The sequence below is a fragment of the Hyphomicrobium sp. genome, assembly GCF_003987855.1.
Taxonomy (GTDB): domain Bacteria; phylum Pseudomonadota; class Alphaproteobacteria; order Rhizobiales; family Hyphomicrobiaceae; genus Hyphomicrobium_B.
Genome location: NZ_RXIZ01000003.1, coordinates 33,319 through 50,610 on the forward strand (window position 1 = coordinate 33,319; position 17,292 = coordinate 50,610).

The following is a 17,292-nucleotide window of genomic DNA, read 5'->3' on the forward strand; positions in this document are numbered from 1 at the left end:
TTCCTGCTGGAAGCTATGTCCACCGGCGCACGAAGATGTGGTCCGCGCCAAAGCCTTTTTTCAGCTTGGGGTGCGTCGTGTCAAAAACAAACGGTATCAATCGCGATTCAAAGCCGAGCGGCACCGGCTGCGCCAGATGTCTTTCCACGGGTGGCTGGTGGTTCCATTTGCGGCGCTGCGCAGAGTGCGGTGAAATCGGCTGTTGCGACAGTTCACCAAGTCAGCATGCGTCGAAGCATGCCGCCGAAACGGGTCACGCCATCATCGCGAGCTTCGAACCGGGCGAACACTGGTTCTACGATTACCGCACAAACGAGGCGTTCTATGGCCCAGAACTCGCACCCCCGAACAGTCATCCTGTAGACCAGCCTGTACCCGGTCCGGCTGGGCACGTGCCAAAGGATTGGCAAAAGAGATTGCGCAGCTGAAAGGGTCAAAAGCCTCCAGGCGCGCGTTCGTTTGATCGCTTATGAACTTCGCACCGTACGCGCGCCCTCACAACTCAGCGACCGTACTGGCGGTATGATCCGTCAGAAGTTAGAACGTGCCTGAGGAAACCTTTAGCGGCGCGTTATCTCCGCTCAGGAGCGCGCCAGGGAAGAAGGCGGGCACCTCTGCCTCTATCGTGGCTGCGGGCGGCGTCGAAGCGAGCGCCTTGTCGAGCCAATCGGTTTGAGCCGGCAGCGTGACGGAGAGGATCATCTCGATCTTGGTCCCGGGTTCGATCAAGTTCTTCTCGCCGCCTCCCGCACTGTAGAACAGGACCGTGCCGGTGAACGCGCTTCGACCGGATACCGAGATCGGCGCGAACGGCGTCTTCGGACGTTTCACGCGCGCCGCAACATCGTCTCGCCCGCCAAAATACTGGGCATCAGCAACATAATTGCTTTTGAATTTCTCTACTTGGCCGGTCTTGAGATTTTTCGCTTCCAGCTGAAGTGAGAGCACTGCGCCATCCCGTGCTCCGCTGTTGGTGATGGTGACTGGGACGGCTAGAACTTCATACGGACCGTAAGGGTCACGCGTATATTGAATGTTCTCGGAAACGTAGAGCTTGATCTCCGGCTGCCTGAGTGTCGTCTCCCATAGCGACACGGCCGATGCAGTGAGTGCCAGCCCGGAGATCATGACGGTCAGCAAATTCCCAGAGGAATGCTGAACGGCTTCGACCGCGATCTCCGATGCCTCGTTTGTGGCGTTTGGTGCGCTGGAAGATTTCATCGACGTTCCCCCAATAAGGTCTGGTACAGACGTACAGACATTCGACGGCACTATCGTCGATTTAGACAGCCATGCGCTGTCCTGGCAGTACCGCGATTTGCCTCGGCAGAAATCGGAGACCATGGCGACGACTTGCGGTCAAGTACAGGGCAGCCATCGCACCTGTACTCCGTCTGCAGGGTCTGCCGACCGAGCGTTGTCCAGCGGGATGCTCTTCGCCCAATCGAATGGCCGGCGAGATGACAGTTTCACGTCGTGATTAGGGAGACAAATGCCGACTCGACGATGCCAGAGCGGCTAGAGCGGAATTCGCAGCGGCTACATACGATTGCACGTTAGCGGACTAATCGCTAGGCTGAACGTGTCTCGTCCGAACAGCGTAGGGGGAAACGATGCCGGGGAAACAAGCGGCTGCAAAAGCTGTGCCGAATGCTTGGTCCGCGATGCTGTTCGCCCTGGCCGCTGCAATAGCCATCATCACAGCGCTATCATTCTTGCTTCCGTTCGGGTCGCCGGCCGCCGCGCTTCTGCTCGATCATCACAAGTACAGCGTTTTTCCCTACCCATTCACGATCCAAAACGCGACCTACCTCATCTTCGCGGTCGGCATCGCCGATCTCTATGTGCGGTGGCGAACCGCGAGATACGAACGCGCATTTCTGCATCGCAAGTTTTTGCCGGAAGACGATAAGACCGTCCTGCAAATCAGCGATCTCGGTGTCATCCGTCGCGACGTCTCCCGTCTTTATGACAGTCAGAACGGTTTTCTGCCCTATCTCATCGACATCTCGATCACCCAGCTCCAGTCCAGCCGCTCGGTCGATCAGGCTGTCGCCATCCTGACGTCGAGCCTCGATCTGATGATCCACAAACTCGATCTCAGATATCAGACGGTTCGCTATATCGCTTACCTGATCCCGACGATCGGCTTTATTGGAACGGTTGTCGGCATCGCGGTGGCGCTCGAATACATCAATCCGAACAATCCGGATCTAGGCCAGGTCACTGGCGCTCTCGGCGTCGCCTTCTATACGACCCTGGTTGCCCTGATCGTCAGCGCAATCATCGTTTTTCTCCAGCATGCGGTTCAGAGGGAAGAAGAAAGCGCCCTCAACGAAGCCGGGCAATATTGCCTGAAGAACTTGATCAACCGGATCTACATTCCCGAGAACACGGGACACGTCGTGTCATGAAGCGCCCGCGCCGGTCTGACCCTTCGGCGGGCAGCGAAATCGCGATGATGGCGGTCATCACGAAGGCCATGGGCGCCTTTCTCGTTCTGGTCGTGCTGCTCATGCCGTACTACGTCGTCAACATCAACATCGAGGGGCTCACCAAGAACGTCCAAGAGAAGATGGACAAGGTCCAAAGCCAAAGCAGCGAGACGCTCAAAAACGTCAAGGAGGCTTTGCAAAGGGCGGGCAAGGGCAGGCTGACCGACCGTGAGATCGACGAGCTTCAGGCACAGATCAAGCAGCTGGAGACCGATCTCGCCGAGGCGCGGACAGAGGTCGAACGCCTCAATTCCAAGGTTAAGCAGCAGGCGTCGCAGATCGCCCGCCTGCAAAAGGAAATCGAAGATCTCAAGCAGGAAATCGAGAGGCTCAAGAGAAATCAGGGCGATCCGCCTCTCGTCATTTCCCAGCTGACATGGAGCGGGTGCGTGGGAACGCGCTTTGTTCCCCTTATGCGCCTGACCGGCGCCGACGGCAGCACGTCCGCGCCAATAACGCTCACCTCCAATTTGCCATTTCAAACCGCGCAGTCCACCTGGAAGCTCGATGATGATGGCGGTGTTAGCCGCGCTTCTCTTCCGATTGGAGACGGACAGAAGACGACCGACGTCTTTTTTCTGAGATTGAATGGCGTGCCGGGCGATCACAGCACCTGTCACGTCAAAGCCGAGGTTCATGTCAAAAACTTAGTCCATCCGCTCGGTACCTTCGACGTACAGGACGAGACAGTCGGATTCGTCGGCCGCGTGAAGACGACCGCAAATTCGATCGAACCCGGGCAAGTTGAAGGCGCGGAAGTCGAAAAAGATCTCAGCGCGCTGAAGGCGTCCGACTGCGAGGATTTAACCTGTTTCTCGAAAGACAAGCCCGGCAGCGAGACCGACGTCGACCGCGCCTTCGCGAGCTATCTCGTCAAGGCCAAGGTGCCGGAAGATGTAGCCAAAGAGCTGGCCTCAGCGGTGGCCGCCAATCGAATGACGCCAGCTGCAGCTTTCCGGTGGGGCCAGCTCGTCCTCGATCTGAAAGACGCTCCGACAGGCAACGCAGGTATGGAGTCCGGTGAATTCAGCGGACTGCTGGAAGAAAAGGGCGCGCCGCCGACCGTGCGCACTCAAGCGCAAGAACATGCGTATTCAGATGAGACGACGCTCAGTGCCGCCGTCAAGAAGATGAAGGATTGGCCGGATGCGCTCGATCCAGCGCTCTACCCCATAGCTGAAGGCCTCCGCAATCAAGGCATGCCCCCGGAGCTCGCCAATAAATTCGCGCGTGCAATCGACAACAAGGTGGTGTCGGAGGACGAGGCGAAGATGTGGGCGGATCTGCTCAAGAAGGCGAACGTCAGCGGGCCTGTGAAATACGACACGACGAAACTCGCGATCCTGCAAACTCCGAAGGTGAGCGGAGCAAGGGTCGGCGTCGCGGTGCCGCTCGCCGCCGCGTTGGCAAAAGCAGTTAACGATGGGCAGACGACGCGTGAGCAGGTGTTGGGGCTCCTTGGCGCGGCGGTCCAATCCGCTCCCAGTAAGCCTCAATTCAACGCGGTTCAGCCGCCGCCATCATCGCAACCGGCGGCTAACAGCAATGGACGCGTCGATGCGACCCTGGGCCCGCTGGTAGCGTCCGGAGCGATATCGGACAGCGCCGCGGCGGCCTGGACAAAAGTCATTGCGCAAGGCCGGCAAGACAAGGAAATAAAATTGATGGCAGCCAAGAGCGCCATCGAAGGAAGCATGAAGCTGCCCGCTGCTCTGGTGGAGTTGCTCGCTCGGCAGTATTCCGAGGGAGCATTGACGATGGAGCAGATCAAGCAAGTCTACGGCGAGATGCAGAAATAGCCTTGCGCATTTCATTCGCAGCGTGGAGACGTGGGGAGAGGAACTGACGAGCATGACCAAACTGGTGCGCTGTAGGCAAGGTCACGTCTTCGACCTCGATCAAAACACCGCGTGCCCCCAGTGCGGCGAAATCTTCGCCACCGACGATGATACCGCCAGTAAGAAGGATGTACCGTTGCCGAAACCGGCGCCGGTGCCGTCGAACGGTCTTCTCCAACACCTGCTGACATTCCCGCTCAATGCGGTGGTTGGCGCAGTTCTCGTCGTGCTCGCCTGTTCTGTTTGGTATTTGACATCGCGGAGCCCTTCTCCGGTCCCGTCACCGCCGGTTTCAGTCGCTGTGACCAAACCACCTGCGCCGTCAGAACAGGCGAAACCACCGGCCGACGAGCACCCGCCAGCGACGGCTCCGTCCGGTGTGAAAGAAACCAAGGATACAACCCCGCCGGCGCAAGCCGTCCCCACTCAGGCGCCGCCAGCACCCCAGCCCGGACCGGCTGCGAGCCCATCGCAACCTACTCTGAAGGCAGCCGCTGCCCCGCGAGCACCACAACCCACAGAGCAACCCTCAGTCGAGCCTGAGGCTCCCCAGGAAGGCACGCCGTCGCCACCTCCCGTAGAGCCGGCCTTTGACGACGCCGGCCTGGACCCTATGGCGGGCGCTCGATTTATGTCGGACTATTCTCCAGCGAAACAGGCGACGCACCGTGTCGTCCTCGAACAGGCAGCCGAGGATTTCGCGATCGGGATGCGTGGCAAGACGGGAGTCGTCGCTGCGCTCGTCTGTCAAGATCCAAGTAAGGATCGCTTCGGCAGCGGCGCGATCACGGTTTGGATGTACGCCGATGGCAATTCCGCGGATCTCTTCAACCAACAACCTGCGCCGAAGATTAAGGTCGATGGTGTCGAGTTTACGCTCGATCTTTCGCTGCGCATCGATGGTCAGGACTTCAAGCTCACGCACGAGCGTATCCTGACAGTCAAGAACGGGCACAGGCTCGTGGCAGATGTTGCCCCGACGGAGCCGCTCTTTTCAGCGATGAAGGCTGCCAAGCGCGTGGAAATCCTCGGCGACAGCAAGGTCTACATGGTCGAGACCGGCGGCCGCTTCGATGAACTGGCAAAAATCGTCGACGGGTGCAAGCAGATCGCCGGGGTAAACACCGGCAATGCATCGGGAGCGCAATCCGGTGCCCCGCCTTCCGATGCGGCGATCGCCGCGCTCGAAGACAAATACGCTTTCACGCCGCTCGCGCGCGAACTGCTGGCGATCTCGTATGCGGACGCTGCCTACGCGCGCAAGGACTATGCGGCTGCCAAAGCCTGGCTGATGTCTGATGTGGCCAAGAGCAATCCGGCGGCAATTTTCTATATCGCGGAGATGGTAGCGGCGGGTAACGGGTTTCAGAAAAACGCCGCGAACGCGTTGGGTCTCTATGCCGAATCCGCTAACGGCGGATTTTACCCGGCGCAACTGCGGCTCGGGAAGATCTTTAGCAACGGCGACTATCCCGGTGTTCCGCGCGATCCGAGCAAAGCCAAGGCGTGGCTGATGATGGCGGCCAAGGAAGATCGCGGCGAGGCCAACCGTATCTTGTCGGAGATGGGCGTGCCGAGAGCCGAAATCAAGCCAACGCGGACGGACCTCGAGCTCGCCCTTGGCCGAAGTTATCAAGAAGCGTTCGGCATTGCGAACACGCTGATCTCGCAGGGTTCGGGCAGCGCATATTATTGGGCAGGCTCCTTCATCCACGAAGGCCAGGGGACGGACAAGAACCCGGACTACGGACGCAAACTGATCGCCAAGGGCGCCCGCACGTTCGATGCCCTTTGCATTGAGGCCGTCGCGGAATGGTCGTTCAACGGCGAATCAACACCCAGAAACGTCCCCGAGGCCGTGACGTTGGCCTACATCGCTCGTGAGAACGCGGTATTCGGCGATGATGCAGTGTTGATCGACAAACGCATCAGCATGTTCCTCGATAAGATCACTGATGAACAGTATGAAGACGTGCGCCAATTGCTGAAGGGGATACGAGATATCCCGGCCCGGCAAGCGTCACGTTAGTCCTTGGTATGTGTGAGAGGTCGAGCACAACATGACAGGACGGCTCACGCGCTGCAGCCAGGGTCACGTTTTTCAAGCCGCGGGTCTCACCGCCTGCCCCGTCTGCGGAGAAGAACTCTCCTCTCAAGCGCCAATACCTTCGCCCGACCCTGCGCCTCCGCCTCCGGCTGTCTCTCCATCATTCATCTGGAGCGGCGTCGCGGCGATCACGGCCGGGGCCGTTCTGATCTTCGCTTTCTGGCCAATGTCATCCCCTCGGAAAGAAAGCGCTCAGGCAACGCAGCCTCCTCAGGAAGCGGTGAAATCTACACAGGACACGGCAATCACTTTGAACCCTCCCAAAGAGGTGGCGGCCGCCACACACGACGCGTTGCCGCCAGATGCACCGCCCAACGTCGCTGCCGAGGCGCCGCCGGTAGATACGTCGGGTAAAGTCTCGCCACCGTCGTCGGTGCAACCTCCAGTCAAGCCCTCTGCACAGGCATCGGCACCTGCCGCGCCGGTGACCACACCGTCGCCACCCGTTCTGGAAGTCACCCCGCAGCCTCCTAAAAGTCCTGTTGTTGCTCCCGCCAATAGGCTGCTCCCCAACATCGATTATCCCGGCGAAGCGGTCGCGAAGCTGCAAAACACACTTCACCTCAGCGATTTTCTGATCGACATGCTGGGTGAGTTTGCGGCCGCCGATGCGATGAGCACCTCACCGACACCCGCCGCGGTCGCCGTCCTCACCAAGCTCGCCGATAAAGGGATCGGCGTGGCCAAGTTCGATCTGGCGAACGTCTATTTTGCTGGACCCGTTGTCGGAAAGGATGATGGACAGGCGTTGATGTACTTACGTCAAGCGGCCGATATGGGTGTGGGACCGGCTCGCATGAAGCTCGCGCAAATATTGGAGGAAGGTCAGCTCGTCCTGCAAGATCATCGCACGGCGCGCGAACTCGTGACGCTCGCGGCGCGCGAGGGCACCGGAGGGGCGAGCACAGTGGCCCAACAGATGGACGTCGATATTCAATCGCTTGGGCCTACGGGACCAGAGCTCACCGACATGGCGCTTCAGGGCAATGAGAAAGCTGTCGCGATCGCAAACGAATTCATCGCCAATCATCTCGCATCAGGCTATCTGGCCCTCGCGTGGTATGGCGCGAAATACGGCAAGGACGCCGATCTCCGGCGCAAGGTTCCGGAGTTTGCGCGCAAGGCCGCCTCGCTCGGGATCTCGAACGGAATGAACATTCTGGCTAACCTCTATCGCGACGATGTCCTCGTCGATAAGAACACCACGGAAGCCTATCTCTGGATCACGCTGGCCCATCGCTTTTGTGGTGAGCCCGACTGGTGCGCGGCGGAAGCAAAGTTGATTGCGAAGCTCGGCAAGACTGTCGATACAGCTCAGGTCGAAGCTCTGCGCGCCGCAATATCGAACGTCGTTTCGCCCCCCTCGGATGAAACCAGATAGGGTGCGGAAATGAAGGAAAGCTGGCGGCACAAGCCCTCAACGATTCCGAGAACGCTGTATCTTGCTCCAAGAACATCTCAACGGCTCAATTCCGATGAATGATAATAGTCTTGAAGACGCGTTCCGTCGGATTTGTTCTTCGGACGAGCCTCTTAGAGAGCGCTTGAAAGAATTTTCCTCGGCTGTTTGCCAGTTTGCGCCTGAGTTCGCCGCCGTCTATGACGATCTCGTTGCGAGGCTGAAATCTGCTGATGCCGGTAGCGGTGCGCCGAGGCCGGGCGAGCCGATGCCGCCCTTTGTACTTCCCAACGAGAACAATCGCGTCACTCAGCTGGCAGAGTTCATCGGCAAGCGACCCGTCGTCATCAGTTTCAATCGTGGGCACTGGTGCGAATATTGCCAGATCGAACTGCTCGCGCTTCAGTCGGCTCTCCACGAGTTCGCGCAAAGAGATGCGCTGGTCTTCTCGATCATGCCTGAGTTCCAACCGCGCCGACTTGGGCTGGAACTTAATGACACCATTCAATTCCTATGCGACGCCGACAACGGTTATGCGCTCGATCTTGGTTTGGCGATCTGGCTAGGTGATGAGTTTCGCGATCTCTACCTCAAGCACGGGATCGAATTGCAGCAGTACAACAGAAGTGAGAGCTGGTTTCTGCCGATACCAGCCACCTTTGTTGTTGGCCGAGATGGTCTGATCGCAGACCGCTTCGTCGATCCTGATTTTCGCCACAGGATGGACATCGACGCGATCCTTTCAGCGCTGGATAAAGCTTCGTAGAGCCGCGATCGCTCACCTTTGCTGCATCAGCAGTCAAGTCTTCCGCACAAACGTCTCGTTGTTAACGGCGCTGATGCTTTCGATCGGCTTAGAGTCTCCTGCTTCGTGGAGGAAAACGCCCTCGATCGGGTCGATTTCTCGTTGCCATGGCGCTTGCTCGATCACACGCATCGTCTGTTCATAGCCGGCCTGCCACCGCTTCTTGATTCCGGATAAGGTGAAGTCGACATCCTTTGTGTGGTCCTCGGTTTCGTGGCCTTGCCAGAGGAGGCGAACGAAGTGCATGCGCGTCAAGCATCCGTAGCTTGCGAGTTCTCTGATGTCCTCGCGCGAGCGAAGTTCCTCAGGAATATGCATCGCGAGCTCTTTGATTATGTGCCTAAGGCGGTGAATTTGCGCCTGGCGCATGATGTGCGTAGCCACCCGGCTTGAATATTGAATATTCTTCTGGCGATGAAGCACGTCCCAAATCGTCGAGGGTTCCGGTCCCGTCGGGTTCCACATATGAACCGCAAAGACCAATGAGTTCTTGCGCGGATAATCATCGAAGATCGCTTCGGCCGGGGTATTAGAGAGAATACCGCCGTCCCAATAGAGTTCACCGTCGATACGCACAGCCGGGAATGCCGGTGGCAAAGCACCCGATGCCATGATGTGCTTCGCGGTGATTTCTGTCTGCTGGCTGTCGAAGTAGTGCATTCGGCTCGTCCGCACCTGAGCGGCGCCGACCGTCAATCGAGGCTTGTTCCGTCTTATCAGTGAAAAATCGATAAGATCGTTCAGTGTCGTTTCGAGTTCGGAGGTGGAATAGTAGCCAGCGCGCTCTGCACCTAGCGGGAAATGGGGATTGAGAAAGGCAAGCATATTGGGCCTGAAAAACCCCGAAATACCGCTCGACAAAGCCTGCCAGTAAGAAAACATCGTCCCCGCCTGCGGCCATAGCATCGCAGGGTCCCACGCCGAGCGCTGAGCCATTCGTTGCCAAAATTCATGCAGAGCATCAAGCCGGTCGCTTGGTTCATTACCTGCGATGAGAGCTGCATTGATTGCCCCGATCGACGTTCCAATCACCCAGTCAGGCTCGATACCCGCTTCATGCAGTGCGTGATAGACACCCGACTGATAAGCTCCGAGCGCGCCACCACCTTGCAGCACCAGAACGATTTGGCCGTATCCGGTGGTGCGGTCGTGATGTTGTGCTTGCATTGCCGGTGTTGAGCGATAGTTGGGGTGCAGCGTCATAGCGGCCTCTCATTCATCGCTTTGACGCGACGCTCGATGTGATCGAAGCAATCACTGCTGATGCCATTTTGAATTGCGCGTCACGGTCGCTAATGCCATGGCGGCGGGCGATCCATCCGAAGTCTGTGTAGACGGCCCAGACTTGCCCGTCTCTATCCTTTCGGACGAGAAGGCGCACGGGCCAGTCGAGTCCGGAATCGGGATTTGACGTCAAAAACTGAATTCCCAGTGGCGGGTTGCCGAAGATCAATAAAGTCGAAGGGTTGAGAGTAATGCCGGCGCCTGCGCCAAGTTGCGACTGGTCGATGGCGGAGAAGAACATGATGCCCTTGCTCGAAATATCGGCTTTGAGACGAGCGACAGTTTCACCAAAGCTGTAGACGCTCTTCACTTTGATGATGCCGTTGTCCGGCGCTCCGTCGGAGGACGAAGCCGAATAACTCATCGGCGGCAAAGCTAGAAGCAGCGAGACTATTAGAGCGCTGAATATCCCAGACCTCACGAGCATGACCATCTTCCTTCTTCATCACGATCTCAGCGATCATTGTCAGGGGGAAAATGGCCAAGCGGCTCTCGTCACGAAAATATCGATTGGCTTCCAAGTCGATAGTCGCTGCCTATCAATTGAGGCTGGATGCTGCCGGGGATAGCACCGAGCTATCAATTCCAGTGCCAAACGGCATTTCAGTCGATTTTAGGAAGCTCATAGGTTCTCCCCAACCCCGCTTCGCAGGGGCAACTAAGACACCAGGAGAGAATCAATGAAACTCGCTTCAGCAGCAACGCTCGTTGCCATTTTTGCCGCGATTGCAACTCCGACTTACGCAGCCGAAGATTGCGACGGCGGTTTCAAGACGCACATGGGTAAGATGTCGATCTACATCGACAAGATGTCAGGCTATGAGTTGGCGGATGCGGTCCGTAAGTCGCTCGACGCCTACAACTCGTGCAAGGCCGGGGATGGTTTCTCGCCCCATGGCGTTTGGGACCAGATCGAGGCCGACATGCAGGCGAAGCACGGCAAGTGATGCGCTGACGAAGAGCATGCCGAGAAGCCTCGCACATCTGCTGCGGGGCTTTCTTTATTGGAGGTTTTTCGATGACCGCCGTGCGTCAACGTAGGCTCGTTCGGATGGGCTTGTTTGCTGCCGCAAGTGTGGCAGCCACGTTGGCTGGCGGATTTGATGCATCGTCATCCCTCGATGTCATGTTGACCAACCTACCGCAGCAGCAAAGTTCTGCTTATTCGCAGTTGTACGAAGCCGCCGGCAAGCCGGACCGTGAAGTCCTGGAAATGAGCAAAGCAGAGATCTGGAAAATACCTTCAGGGCAATGGGAAGCCTTCCTCGTTCTTGCGCAGAAGGCGGGGTCAAATGCGCAAAAGCTCAGTCCTGCCGCAAATCACCTACTGCTCCCAATGGCTGAATCTAAGGGGATGTCGGCAGCTCAGAGTGCGGTGATGCACGCCGCCATGGACACCAAGGCTGCAGTTGGTGCCGCCGTTATGTCTGTCGCTCCCGCGGCCGTCGCTGAGCATATTTTGTCTGGAGGCGAAATCGTAATTCCCCTTGCTGGCGGCGTCGCCGTAACTGCGAAGCGGATCAGCCTGCACAAGCGCGATGATGGGTATGCCTGGCACGGCGTGGTAACGGAAACCGGCGAACCCGTGACGATCCTATGGTGGGCAACCGGGCGCGTGGCGGGCTCCGTCACTTACCGTGGCCATGTCTACTCCGTTCACGAACTTGGGGGAGACATGCAAGCGGTCATCGAGATGGACCCTGCCCGCATGCCCCAAGAACATGCGCCTATGCCTTTCAACATGATGGAAAAGATGCATTTCGCGAAGGATCCGCTCGTCACACAGGGAGATCCGAGCGCGCTGACCGGTGTTCGCGGCGCCGGGGCACCAAAGGACGGCGGCACCGAAAAAGCTGTAAAGGAGGCGCGGGACATACCTTCGGCCTCGGCCGGCGTTATTGCACCGGGGCCACTGGATATCATTCGGGTCGGCTCGTTGCCGCAAGTGGCGACGCCAAAAGCCGTCATTCGCCTCATCGTCGCCTATACGAAGGCGGCCGCGGCTCATTATCAAGACATCAAGATGGATCTCATTCCGCTTGCGATCGAGGATGCGAATGAATCGTTTCGCATGAGTGGCATCGATAACGTGGAGCTGGAACTCGCTTACGCGTACGAAACTGACTACGTCGAAAGCGGCTCCCACTTCGAACACGTATTTCGGTTTGCCGACAAGAATGACGGCTACATGGACGAAGTTCATGCGCTCCGCGACCGTTATAAAGCCGACGTTGGTGTGTTGATCGTTGACGATCCCCACGGGTGCGGTCTCTCAGCCGGAGTGCATGTGGATGCAGACCGGGCATTCACGGTCGTTCATCACGAATGTGCCGCCAACATGTATTCATTGGCTCACGAAATCGGCCACATCATTGGTGCACGGCATGACGAAGCGCTCGATGACAGCAAAGATCCGTTCTCTTTTGGTCATGGCTATGTTTCGGGCAAGAACTGGCGAACGATGATGGCGTACAAAGACAGTTGCGATGGCTGCCCGCGCGTGCCGGTTTGGTCGAACCCCAGGGTCATGATACGGGGCGTGCCGGCGGGAAATGCCGAAAGCGATAACGCCCGTGTCATATCCGAAAATGCAGCCCGCGTCGCGGCGTTCCGATAGTTAGCGCGCAGGTTTTAGGTGCTGGGTCAACCAAGCGGCGACGGCAAGGGATACACCGATCCCAGCCACACAGGCGGCCCATCCGAACCGATCGAAGATCTGCCCGAGAACAGCTGTGCCGATCAGGCCGCCGGAAAAGTAGCTGGCGAGATAGATGCCGCTCGCAGAGGCGCGATTGTGTTTCGCCGCGCGGCTAACAATGCCGGTAGCCAGAGCTTGAGCCAGAAATGTTCCGGCCGCTACCAAAACCATTCCCACAAGAATGGCGGTTAGCCGGGGAACGACTAGAAGCGGTAGCCCACAAGCGGCTATCGCGAGCGCAGCCCAAAGAGATACTTTGTGACCCAGATTTTTGGCGATCGCTCCGGCAAGGGGCGTGGTGGCGATCGACGGCAGGAAGACGAAGTAAATGAAGCCAAGAGTCATCATACCGACGCCAAGAGGTGGCGCGACGAGAACGAAATTGACGTAGGTGAACGTGCCGATGAAAGCAAAAAGGATGCAGAAGCCGATCGCAAAGCCCGCGCGCATCTCGGTCACCTGGAGGTGCGTCCACCAGGGTTCCGAACATCCCTCAGTCGAAGCGCAAACAGTTCGTCTCGCAGGCATTCGACTGATGGTGCCATAGACGAGTGCGGCTCCAAGCAAATTCAGTCCGGCGAAGACGATGAAGTTGGCAGTAAGGCCGGCATGATCGGTCACCGCACTTGCCACGAGACGCCCGATGAGGTTGCTCGCAACATTGCCCGTTATATAAGCCGCGAATGCCGCCGCCGATTGATCGGCAGAATAGTGTTCGCCCAGATAAGCGAGAGTTAGACCAAATGCGGACGCCATGCAGAGGCCCTGCAGGATGCGCAGTGCCGCAAACGTGCCGATATTTGGGGCGAATGCGAGCAACAGCGTGGGCACGGACAACGCGATCAAGCTTGCCAGAATTCCGCTGCGGCGTTCGATGCGATCGCTCAAGAGGGCGATCGATAGCCCACCGATGGCCATTCCGAGCGTGCATGCATTGACCGCCAGTCCCATAGTGCCGGCGCTGACCTTGTAATGGCTCGCGAGCGTGGGAAGAAGCGCCTGCGTTGCGAACAGGTCCACGACTGTCAGGAATGCTGTGATCGCAATCACAAGCAGGTCGAACGACGTGGCCGTGCCAGCAAGCTCCGACGGAGTTTCGAAAACATTTGTTTGAGCGTCTGTGCGCATCGCTTCCTAGCTCCGAACGGATGATTGCTGCCGGACCAGACGGGCCGGCAGCAACGACCGGATAAGACGATCTTACATGTTGTGATCTTTGGGATCGGCTGCGATATCCGCCGAGATCAAGACCGTCGGCTTGTCTGAATTGTTCTTCCACCAATGCGATAGATGGCTCTCGACCGAGAGATCGCCGGCGTCGTGCTCGATAGGCACCGAGCAGGTGCTTGCATACTCGGTGATCTTTCCGGATACGACGTAGATGAGAGCCGGCCGTTCGTCATGGCTGTGCCAAGCCACTTCGCCGCCCGGGGCAACTTCGAGGCGTCGCATGCGGAAGTGATGGCCCTGAACAGCCACCTTCTCATTGGTGAGATCGATTTCGCCGAGCAGCTTTTCTGTGACGTCTTTGTGGGCGGTCGCGCCAGGCTTTTGTCCATCACTGGTCACAACTTTACCCGCCGGGCATTCGCCGGCACTTGCTGCGTTGGCCAGAAGCATGAGTGCGCCGGTAAGGGCGCCTGCAAGGGTCAAAGCAAACAACGATTTGCTGAGAGGAAGTGTCATTGTGTGTGTCTCCGAAGTTGAATTCAATTTGCGAAGCGCGGCAGCGCCTTCGAAGACACATTGCCGAGGGCGAGTGCGATTTTTAAATATCGATTTGTTCGCTGTTCGATAGCATCGAGCTATTGCGGCGCATGTAACAAAAAAAGCGAGCCAGGAAGCTCGCTTGTTCTGGTCAGTCGCTTTTTCGTGGCGCCTAATGGGCCGTCCATCCGCCCTCCACGGGGAGCGCAGCGCCGGTGATGGATCGCGCGCTCTCACCGCACAAAAAGGCGGCCATTTCGCCGACCTCTTCAGTGGTGACGAACGTCTTTGTCGGCTGGGCATGAAGCAGTACGTCCCGAATGACCTGCTCTTCCGTCAGACCGCGAGCTTGGGCGGTTTCTGGGATTTGCTTCTCTACCAGAGGGGTGAGAACGTAACCTGGGCAAATGGCGTTTGCGGTGACGCCGTGCTCCGCGAGCTCAAGAGCGACGGTTTTCGTTAGGCCGAGGAGTCCATGCTTGGCAGCCACGTAGGCGCATTTGAAGGGCGACGCGACGAGAGCGTGAGCGGAGGCGACATTCACGATGCGGCCCCATCGCCTTTTTTTCATCTCGGGAACGACGGCGCGGATGGTATGAAAAGCCGCTGAGAGATCGATGGCGATAATGGCATTCCATTTGGCGGCCGGAAACGATTCTATCGCCTCGACGTGCTGAATTCCTGCATTGTTGACCAGAATATCGATTTGTCCGAATGCACTTCTGGCGTCCTCGATCATCTGCTCGATAGCTTGCTCGCTGGACATATCGGCGCCTGAAAAAGCGGTCGAGATACCACTGCTCTTCTCCAGCTCTTTGCGGACATTATTTATGTCTCCCGCCGAGCCGAACCCATTGATCATAATGTTCACCCCGCGTTTTGCGAGTGAGCGGGCGATGCCGAGGCCAATGCCGCTCGTTGAACCCGTAATGATGGCGGATTTTCCGCTGAGCTCGCGATCAAAAGACTCCCTCATCCGCGTATCGACGTTCATTGGTGACACTCCAAGGAAAAAATGGGAGGATCCGATGGCACGGGGGAGGGCTCACCGGATCCTGAGGCGAACGAGGCGGAGGCGTGGTCATCCGCCGAAACCGCATTGAACCAGCCGATTCATTGCCGATGCTCTCTGCGACTTCGTTTGCGTGCAAACTATCTGCGGTAGCGCTGGATCAGAAATATCCTTTGAGCTAAGTTTCGATACCTTTTGACTATCGGCCGGGTGCTTGCGCCCGACCTTGTCATCGGCAGCTGAAATTCGGACCCATATCCAGATGGAAATGCACCAAGTTAGATACTTCTTGGCCGTTGCGCGTGAGCTAAATTTCACGCGCGCCGCCGAGAGCTGTAACGTGGCGCAGCCGTCGTTGACACGCGCGATTAAGCAACTTGAAGACGAATTGGGAGGCGAACTCTTTCGCCGCGAGCGGAGCCTCTCCCATTTAACCGAACTCGGACAGCGCATGCTGCCGATGCTTCAGCAGTGTTACGACAGCGCCTTAAACGCCAAATCACTGGCGCAATCTATCAAGAGTGGTGCTGTGGCACCGCTCGCCATCGCCCTATCCGTTACAGTAAACATCATGCTGCTCATCCCCTTCCTCTCGGAGCTGATGCGCGTGCTACCCGGTCTTGAACTGCGTTTTTATCGCGGAACGAACAATGAGATCGCGGAGCTTTTGAAGAAGGGAGAAGCTGAAATCGGAATCGGCGGCGCGCTTGAGGGAGTTTGGGAGCGGCTCGACTCCTGGCAGCTGTTTTCCGAACCATATCTTTTAGTAGTCGGCAGCCGACACCGCCTCGCATCGCTAGCCGAGCCGGTTTCACCTTCCGAGCTACCGGCTGAACGGCTTCTGTGTCGCACGAATTGTGAGAATGTTAAGGAAATTCTGCAGTTTCTCGCCGCTCACGGCGGTCAGCCTAGAGTGAAGCACGACATCTCGACCGAACCTGACCTAACGGCCCTCTTAGAGAACAATTTCGGAATAGGAATCGCGCCAAGAAGCTCGGTGCTCAGTGTGAATGCGCGACGCTTGAAAATCGAGGGTCTCGAAATCACTCGAACAGTGTTCGCCTATGCCGTTGCCGGGCGACAGCGTTCAACGGCTGCAAGTACATTGATAAAAATGCTTCGTGCCGCTGATTGGCATGCGGTCGAGGAACAGCTCAACCCCGTCAACGGGGGCCCGGAGATCCTGCCCAGCTCGCGAGTTGCTTGAGGATCTCGAGAATTTCGTCCGTATCCATTCTCTTGCGGTAGTCGGGGTCGATAAACCGCGCTTTCACAAGACCATCCTGACCTACGATGAACGTTGCAGGTATCGGAAGCGTCCAGTTCGTGTTGCCCTGAAACGTAGAGAAATCCCAGCCGGCAGCCGTCATCGCCTCGCGCTTTTCGTCGCTTACCAGAAACGCCAAGTTGAGAAGCAATGCGTACCCATTGTCCATGTCTGAGAGGATTGGGAAAGTGTCTCGAACTTCAGGCGCAAGTTCCGAATTGAAGCGCTCGCTTTCAGGAGTGATCGCGACGATCTCCGCCCCGAGAGACTTAACCTCTCCATATATCTGGGCAAGCGCCTGTGCATTGATGCGGCAGTAGGGGCACCAATGCCCGCGATGAAACGCGATTACCGCCGGCCCATTCGCGATCAGATCATCGAGAGTATGGAGCCGCCCTTTCTGATCCGGCAACATAAAATTCGGCAGGGGCTCACCGGGTCTTGGGGCATTCGCGCCAACTCCCGTTGCCTTTAAGTGCGCGACCATTCGGTCGACAACATCGGCGAAATCGGGACTGAGGTCGCGCACATCGGCGGCGAAGGCCTGCAGTCTCGCTGTGAGCGGCGCTTCCATACTCTGGCAGCGCACCGTGCAATCATGCAGCGCTTCCGAAAGCGTCTTCTCAGCCATTCAGTGCGGCTCCGCGCTCGAAATTCCGGGCATTGCTTGGGCCTTTCCC

General features: G+C 57.7%; 16 protein-coding genes. 9 read left to right on the plus strand and 7 right to left on the minus strand.

What is annotated here, in order from left to right:
- The first annotated feature begins 35 nt into the window (after positions 1 to 35).
- Positions 36 to 428 carry a UBP-type zinc finger domain-containing protein gene (locus tag EKK30_RS01885; RefSeq protein WP_290979426.1) on the plus strand — a complete coding sequence of 131 codons (393 nt, stop codon included), beginning with the start codon at positions 36 to 38 and terminating at the stop codon, positions 426 to 428.
- Between the two features lie 109 nt (positions 429 to 537).
- Here EKK30_RS01885 and EKK30_RS01890 read toward each other — a convergent pair whose 3' ends face one another.
- Positions 538 to 1,221: a hypothetical protein gene (locus EKK30_RS01890; RefSeq protein ID WP_290979428.1), complete on the minus strand. Its 684-nt coding sequence runs from the start codon at positions 1,219 to 1,221 to the stop codon at positions 538 to 540.
- 392 nt (positions 1,222 to 1,613) lie between these two features.
- Here EKK30_RS01890 and EKK30_RS01895 point away from each other — a divergent pair, with 392 nt between their 5' ends.
- The 5 genes from EKK30_RS01895 to EKK30_RS01915 all read left to right on the plus strand — a co-directional run bounded on the left by EKK30_RS01895 (position 1,614) and on the right by EKK30_RS01915 (position 8,605).
- Positions 1,614 to 2,414, plus strand: coding sequence for a MotA/TolQ/ExbB proton channel family protein (locus EKK30_RS01895; protein ID WP_290979431.1), 801 nt, complete (start codon positions 1,614 to 1,616; stop codon positions 2,412 to 2,414).
- Entirely contained in the window at positions 2,411 to 4,294 is a 1,884-nt protein-coding gene (locus tag EKK30_RS01900; protein ID WP_290979434.1) for a hypothetical protein, read from the plus strand. Before EKK30_RS01895 ends, EKK30_RS01900 begins: the two co-directional genes overlap by 4 nt.
- Before the next feature lie 52 nt (positions 4,295 to 4,346).
- Positions 4,347 to 6,362, plus strand: a complete 2,016-nt coding sequence (locus EKK30_RS01905; RefSeq protein WP_290979437.1) for a hypothetical protein — start codon at positions 4,347 to 4,349, stop codon at positions 6,360 to 6,362.
- A 31-nt stretch (positions 6,363 to 6,393) separates the two neighbouring features.
- Complete coding sequence (locus EKK30_RS01910) at positions 6,394 to 7,821, plus strand: hypothetical protein (protein WP_290979440.1); 1,428 nt, start codon at positions 6,394 to 6,396, stop codon at positions 7,819 to 7,821.
- A 163-nt stretch (positions 7,822 to 7,984) separates the two neighbouring features.
- Positions 7,985 to 8,605 carry a peroxiredoxin-like family protein gene (locus tag EKK30_RS01915; RefSeq protein ID WP_290979443.1) on the plus strand — a complete coding sequence of 207 codons (621 nt, stop codon included), beginning with the start codon at positions 7,985 to 7,987 and terminating at the stop codon, positions 8,603 to 8,605.
- Between the two features lie 33 nt (positions 8,606 to 8,638).
- Here the strand turns inward: EKK30_RS01915 and EKK30_RS01920 are convergent, their stop codons facing one another.
- Both EKK30_RS01920 and EKK30_RS01925 read right to left on the minus strand, forming a co-directional pair.
- Positions 8,639 to 9,811, minus strand: coding sequence for a patatin-like phospholipase family protein (locus EKK30_RS01920; RefSeq protein ID WP_290979587.1), 1,173 nt, complete (start codon positions 9,809 to 9,811; stop codon positions 8,639 to 8,641).
- 49 nt (positions 9,812 to 9,860) lie between these two features.
- Positions 9,861 to 10,355 (minus strand): DUF302 domain-containing protein, encoded by a 495-nt coding sequence (locus EKK30_RS01925; RefSeq protein WP_366927311.1) that lies wholly within the window; start codon positions 10,353 to 10,355, stop codon positions 9,861 to 9,863.
- A 253-nt stretch (positions 10,356 to 10,608) separates the two neighbouring features.
- Here EKK30_RS01925 and EKK30_RS01930 point away from each other — a divergent pair, with 253 nt between their 5' ends.
- Entirely contained in the window at positions 10,609 to 10,875 is a 267-nt protein-coding gene (locus EKK30_RS01930) for a hypothetical protein (RefSeq protein WP_290979449.1), read from the plus strand.
- Between the two features lie 71 nt (positions 10,876 to 10,946).
- Positions 10,947 to 12,545 (plus strand): M12 family metallo-peptidase, encoded by a 1,599-nt coding sequence (locus tag EKK30_RS01935; protein WP_290979452.1) that lies wholly within the window; start codon positions 10,947 to 10,949, stop codon positions 12,543 to 12,545.
- Here the strand turns inward: EKK30_RS01935 and EKK30_RS01940 are convergent, their stop codons facing one another.
- The 3 genes from EKK30_RS01940 to EKK30_RS01950 all read right to left on the minus strand — a co-directional run bounded on the left by EKK30_RS01940 (position 12,546) and on the right by EKK30_RS01950 (position 15,327).
- The gene (locus EKK30_RS01940) at positions 12,546 to 13,754 is read right to left on the minus strand and encodes an MFS transporter (RefSeq protein WP_290979455.1); all 1,209 of its coding nucleotides are present in this window, start codon (positions 13,752 to 13,754) and stop codon (positions 12,546 to 12,548) included.
- Between the two features lie 72 nt (positions 13,755 to 13,826).
- Positions 13,827 to 14,312 (minus strand): cupin domain-containing protein, encoded by a 486-nt coding sequence (locus tag EKK30_RS01945; RefSeq protein ID WP_290979458.1) that lies wholly within the window; start codon positions 14,310 to 14,312, stop codon positions 13,827 to 13,829.
- 193 nt (positions 14,313 to 14,505) lie between these two features.
- The gene (locus tag EKK30_RS01950; RefSeq protein ID WP_290979461.1) at positions 14,506 to 15,327 is read right to left on the minus strand and encodes a 3-hydroxybutyrate dehydrogenase; all 822 of its coding nucleotides are present in this window, start codon (positions 15,325 to 15,327) and stop codon (positions 14,506 to 14,508) included.
- A gap of 286 nt (positions 15,328 to 15,613) precedes the next feature.
- Here EKK30_RS01950 and EKK30_RS01955 point away from each other — a divergent pair, with 286 nt between their 5' ends.
- On the plus strand, positions 15,614 to 16,552 hold the full coding sequence (locus EKK30_RS01955; protein WP_366927312.1) for a LysR family transcriptional regulator: 939 nt from the start codon (positions 15,614 to 15,616) through the stop codon (positions 16,550 to 16,552).
- Here the strand turns inward: EKK30_RS01955 and EKK30_RS01960 are convergent.
- On the minus strand, positions 16,509 to 17,243 hold the full coding sequence (locus tag EKK30_RS01960) for a peroxiredoxin-like family protein (protein ID WP_290979464.1): 735 nt from the start codon (positions 17,241 to 17,243) through the stop codon (positions 16,509 to 16,511). The two genes, EKK30_RS01955 and EKK30_RS01960, sit on opposite strands and share 44 nt — an antisense overlap.
- Positions 17,244 to 17,292: the final 49 nt, after the last annotated feature.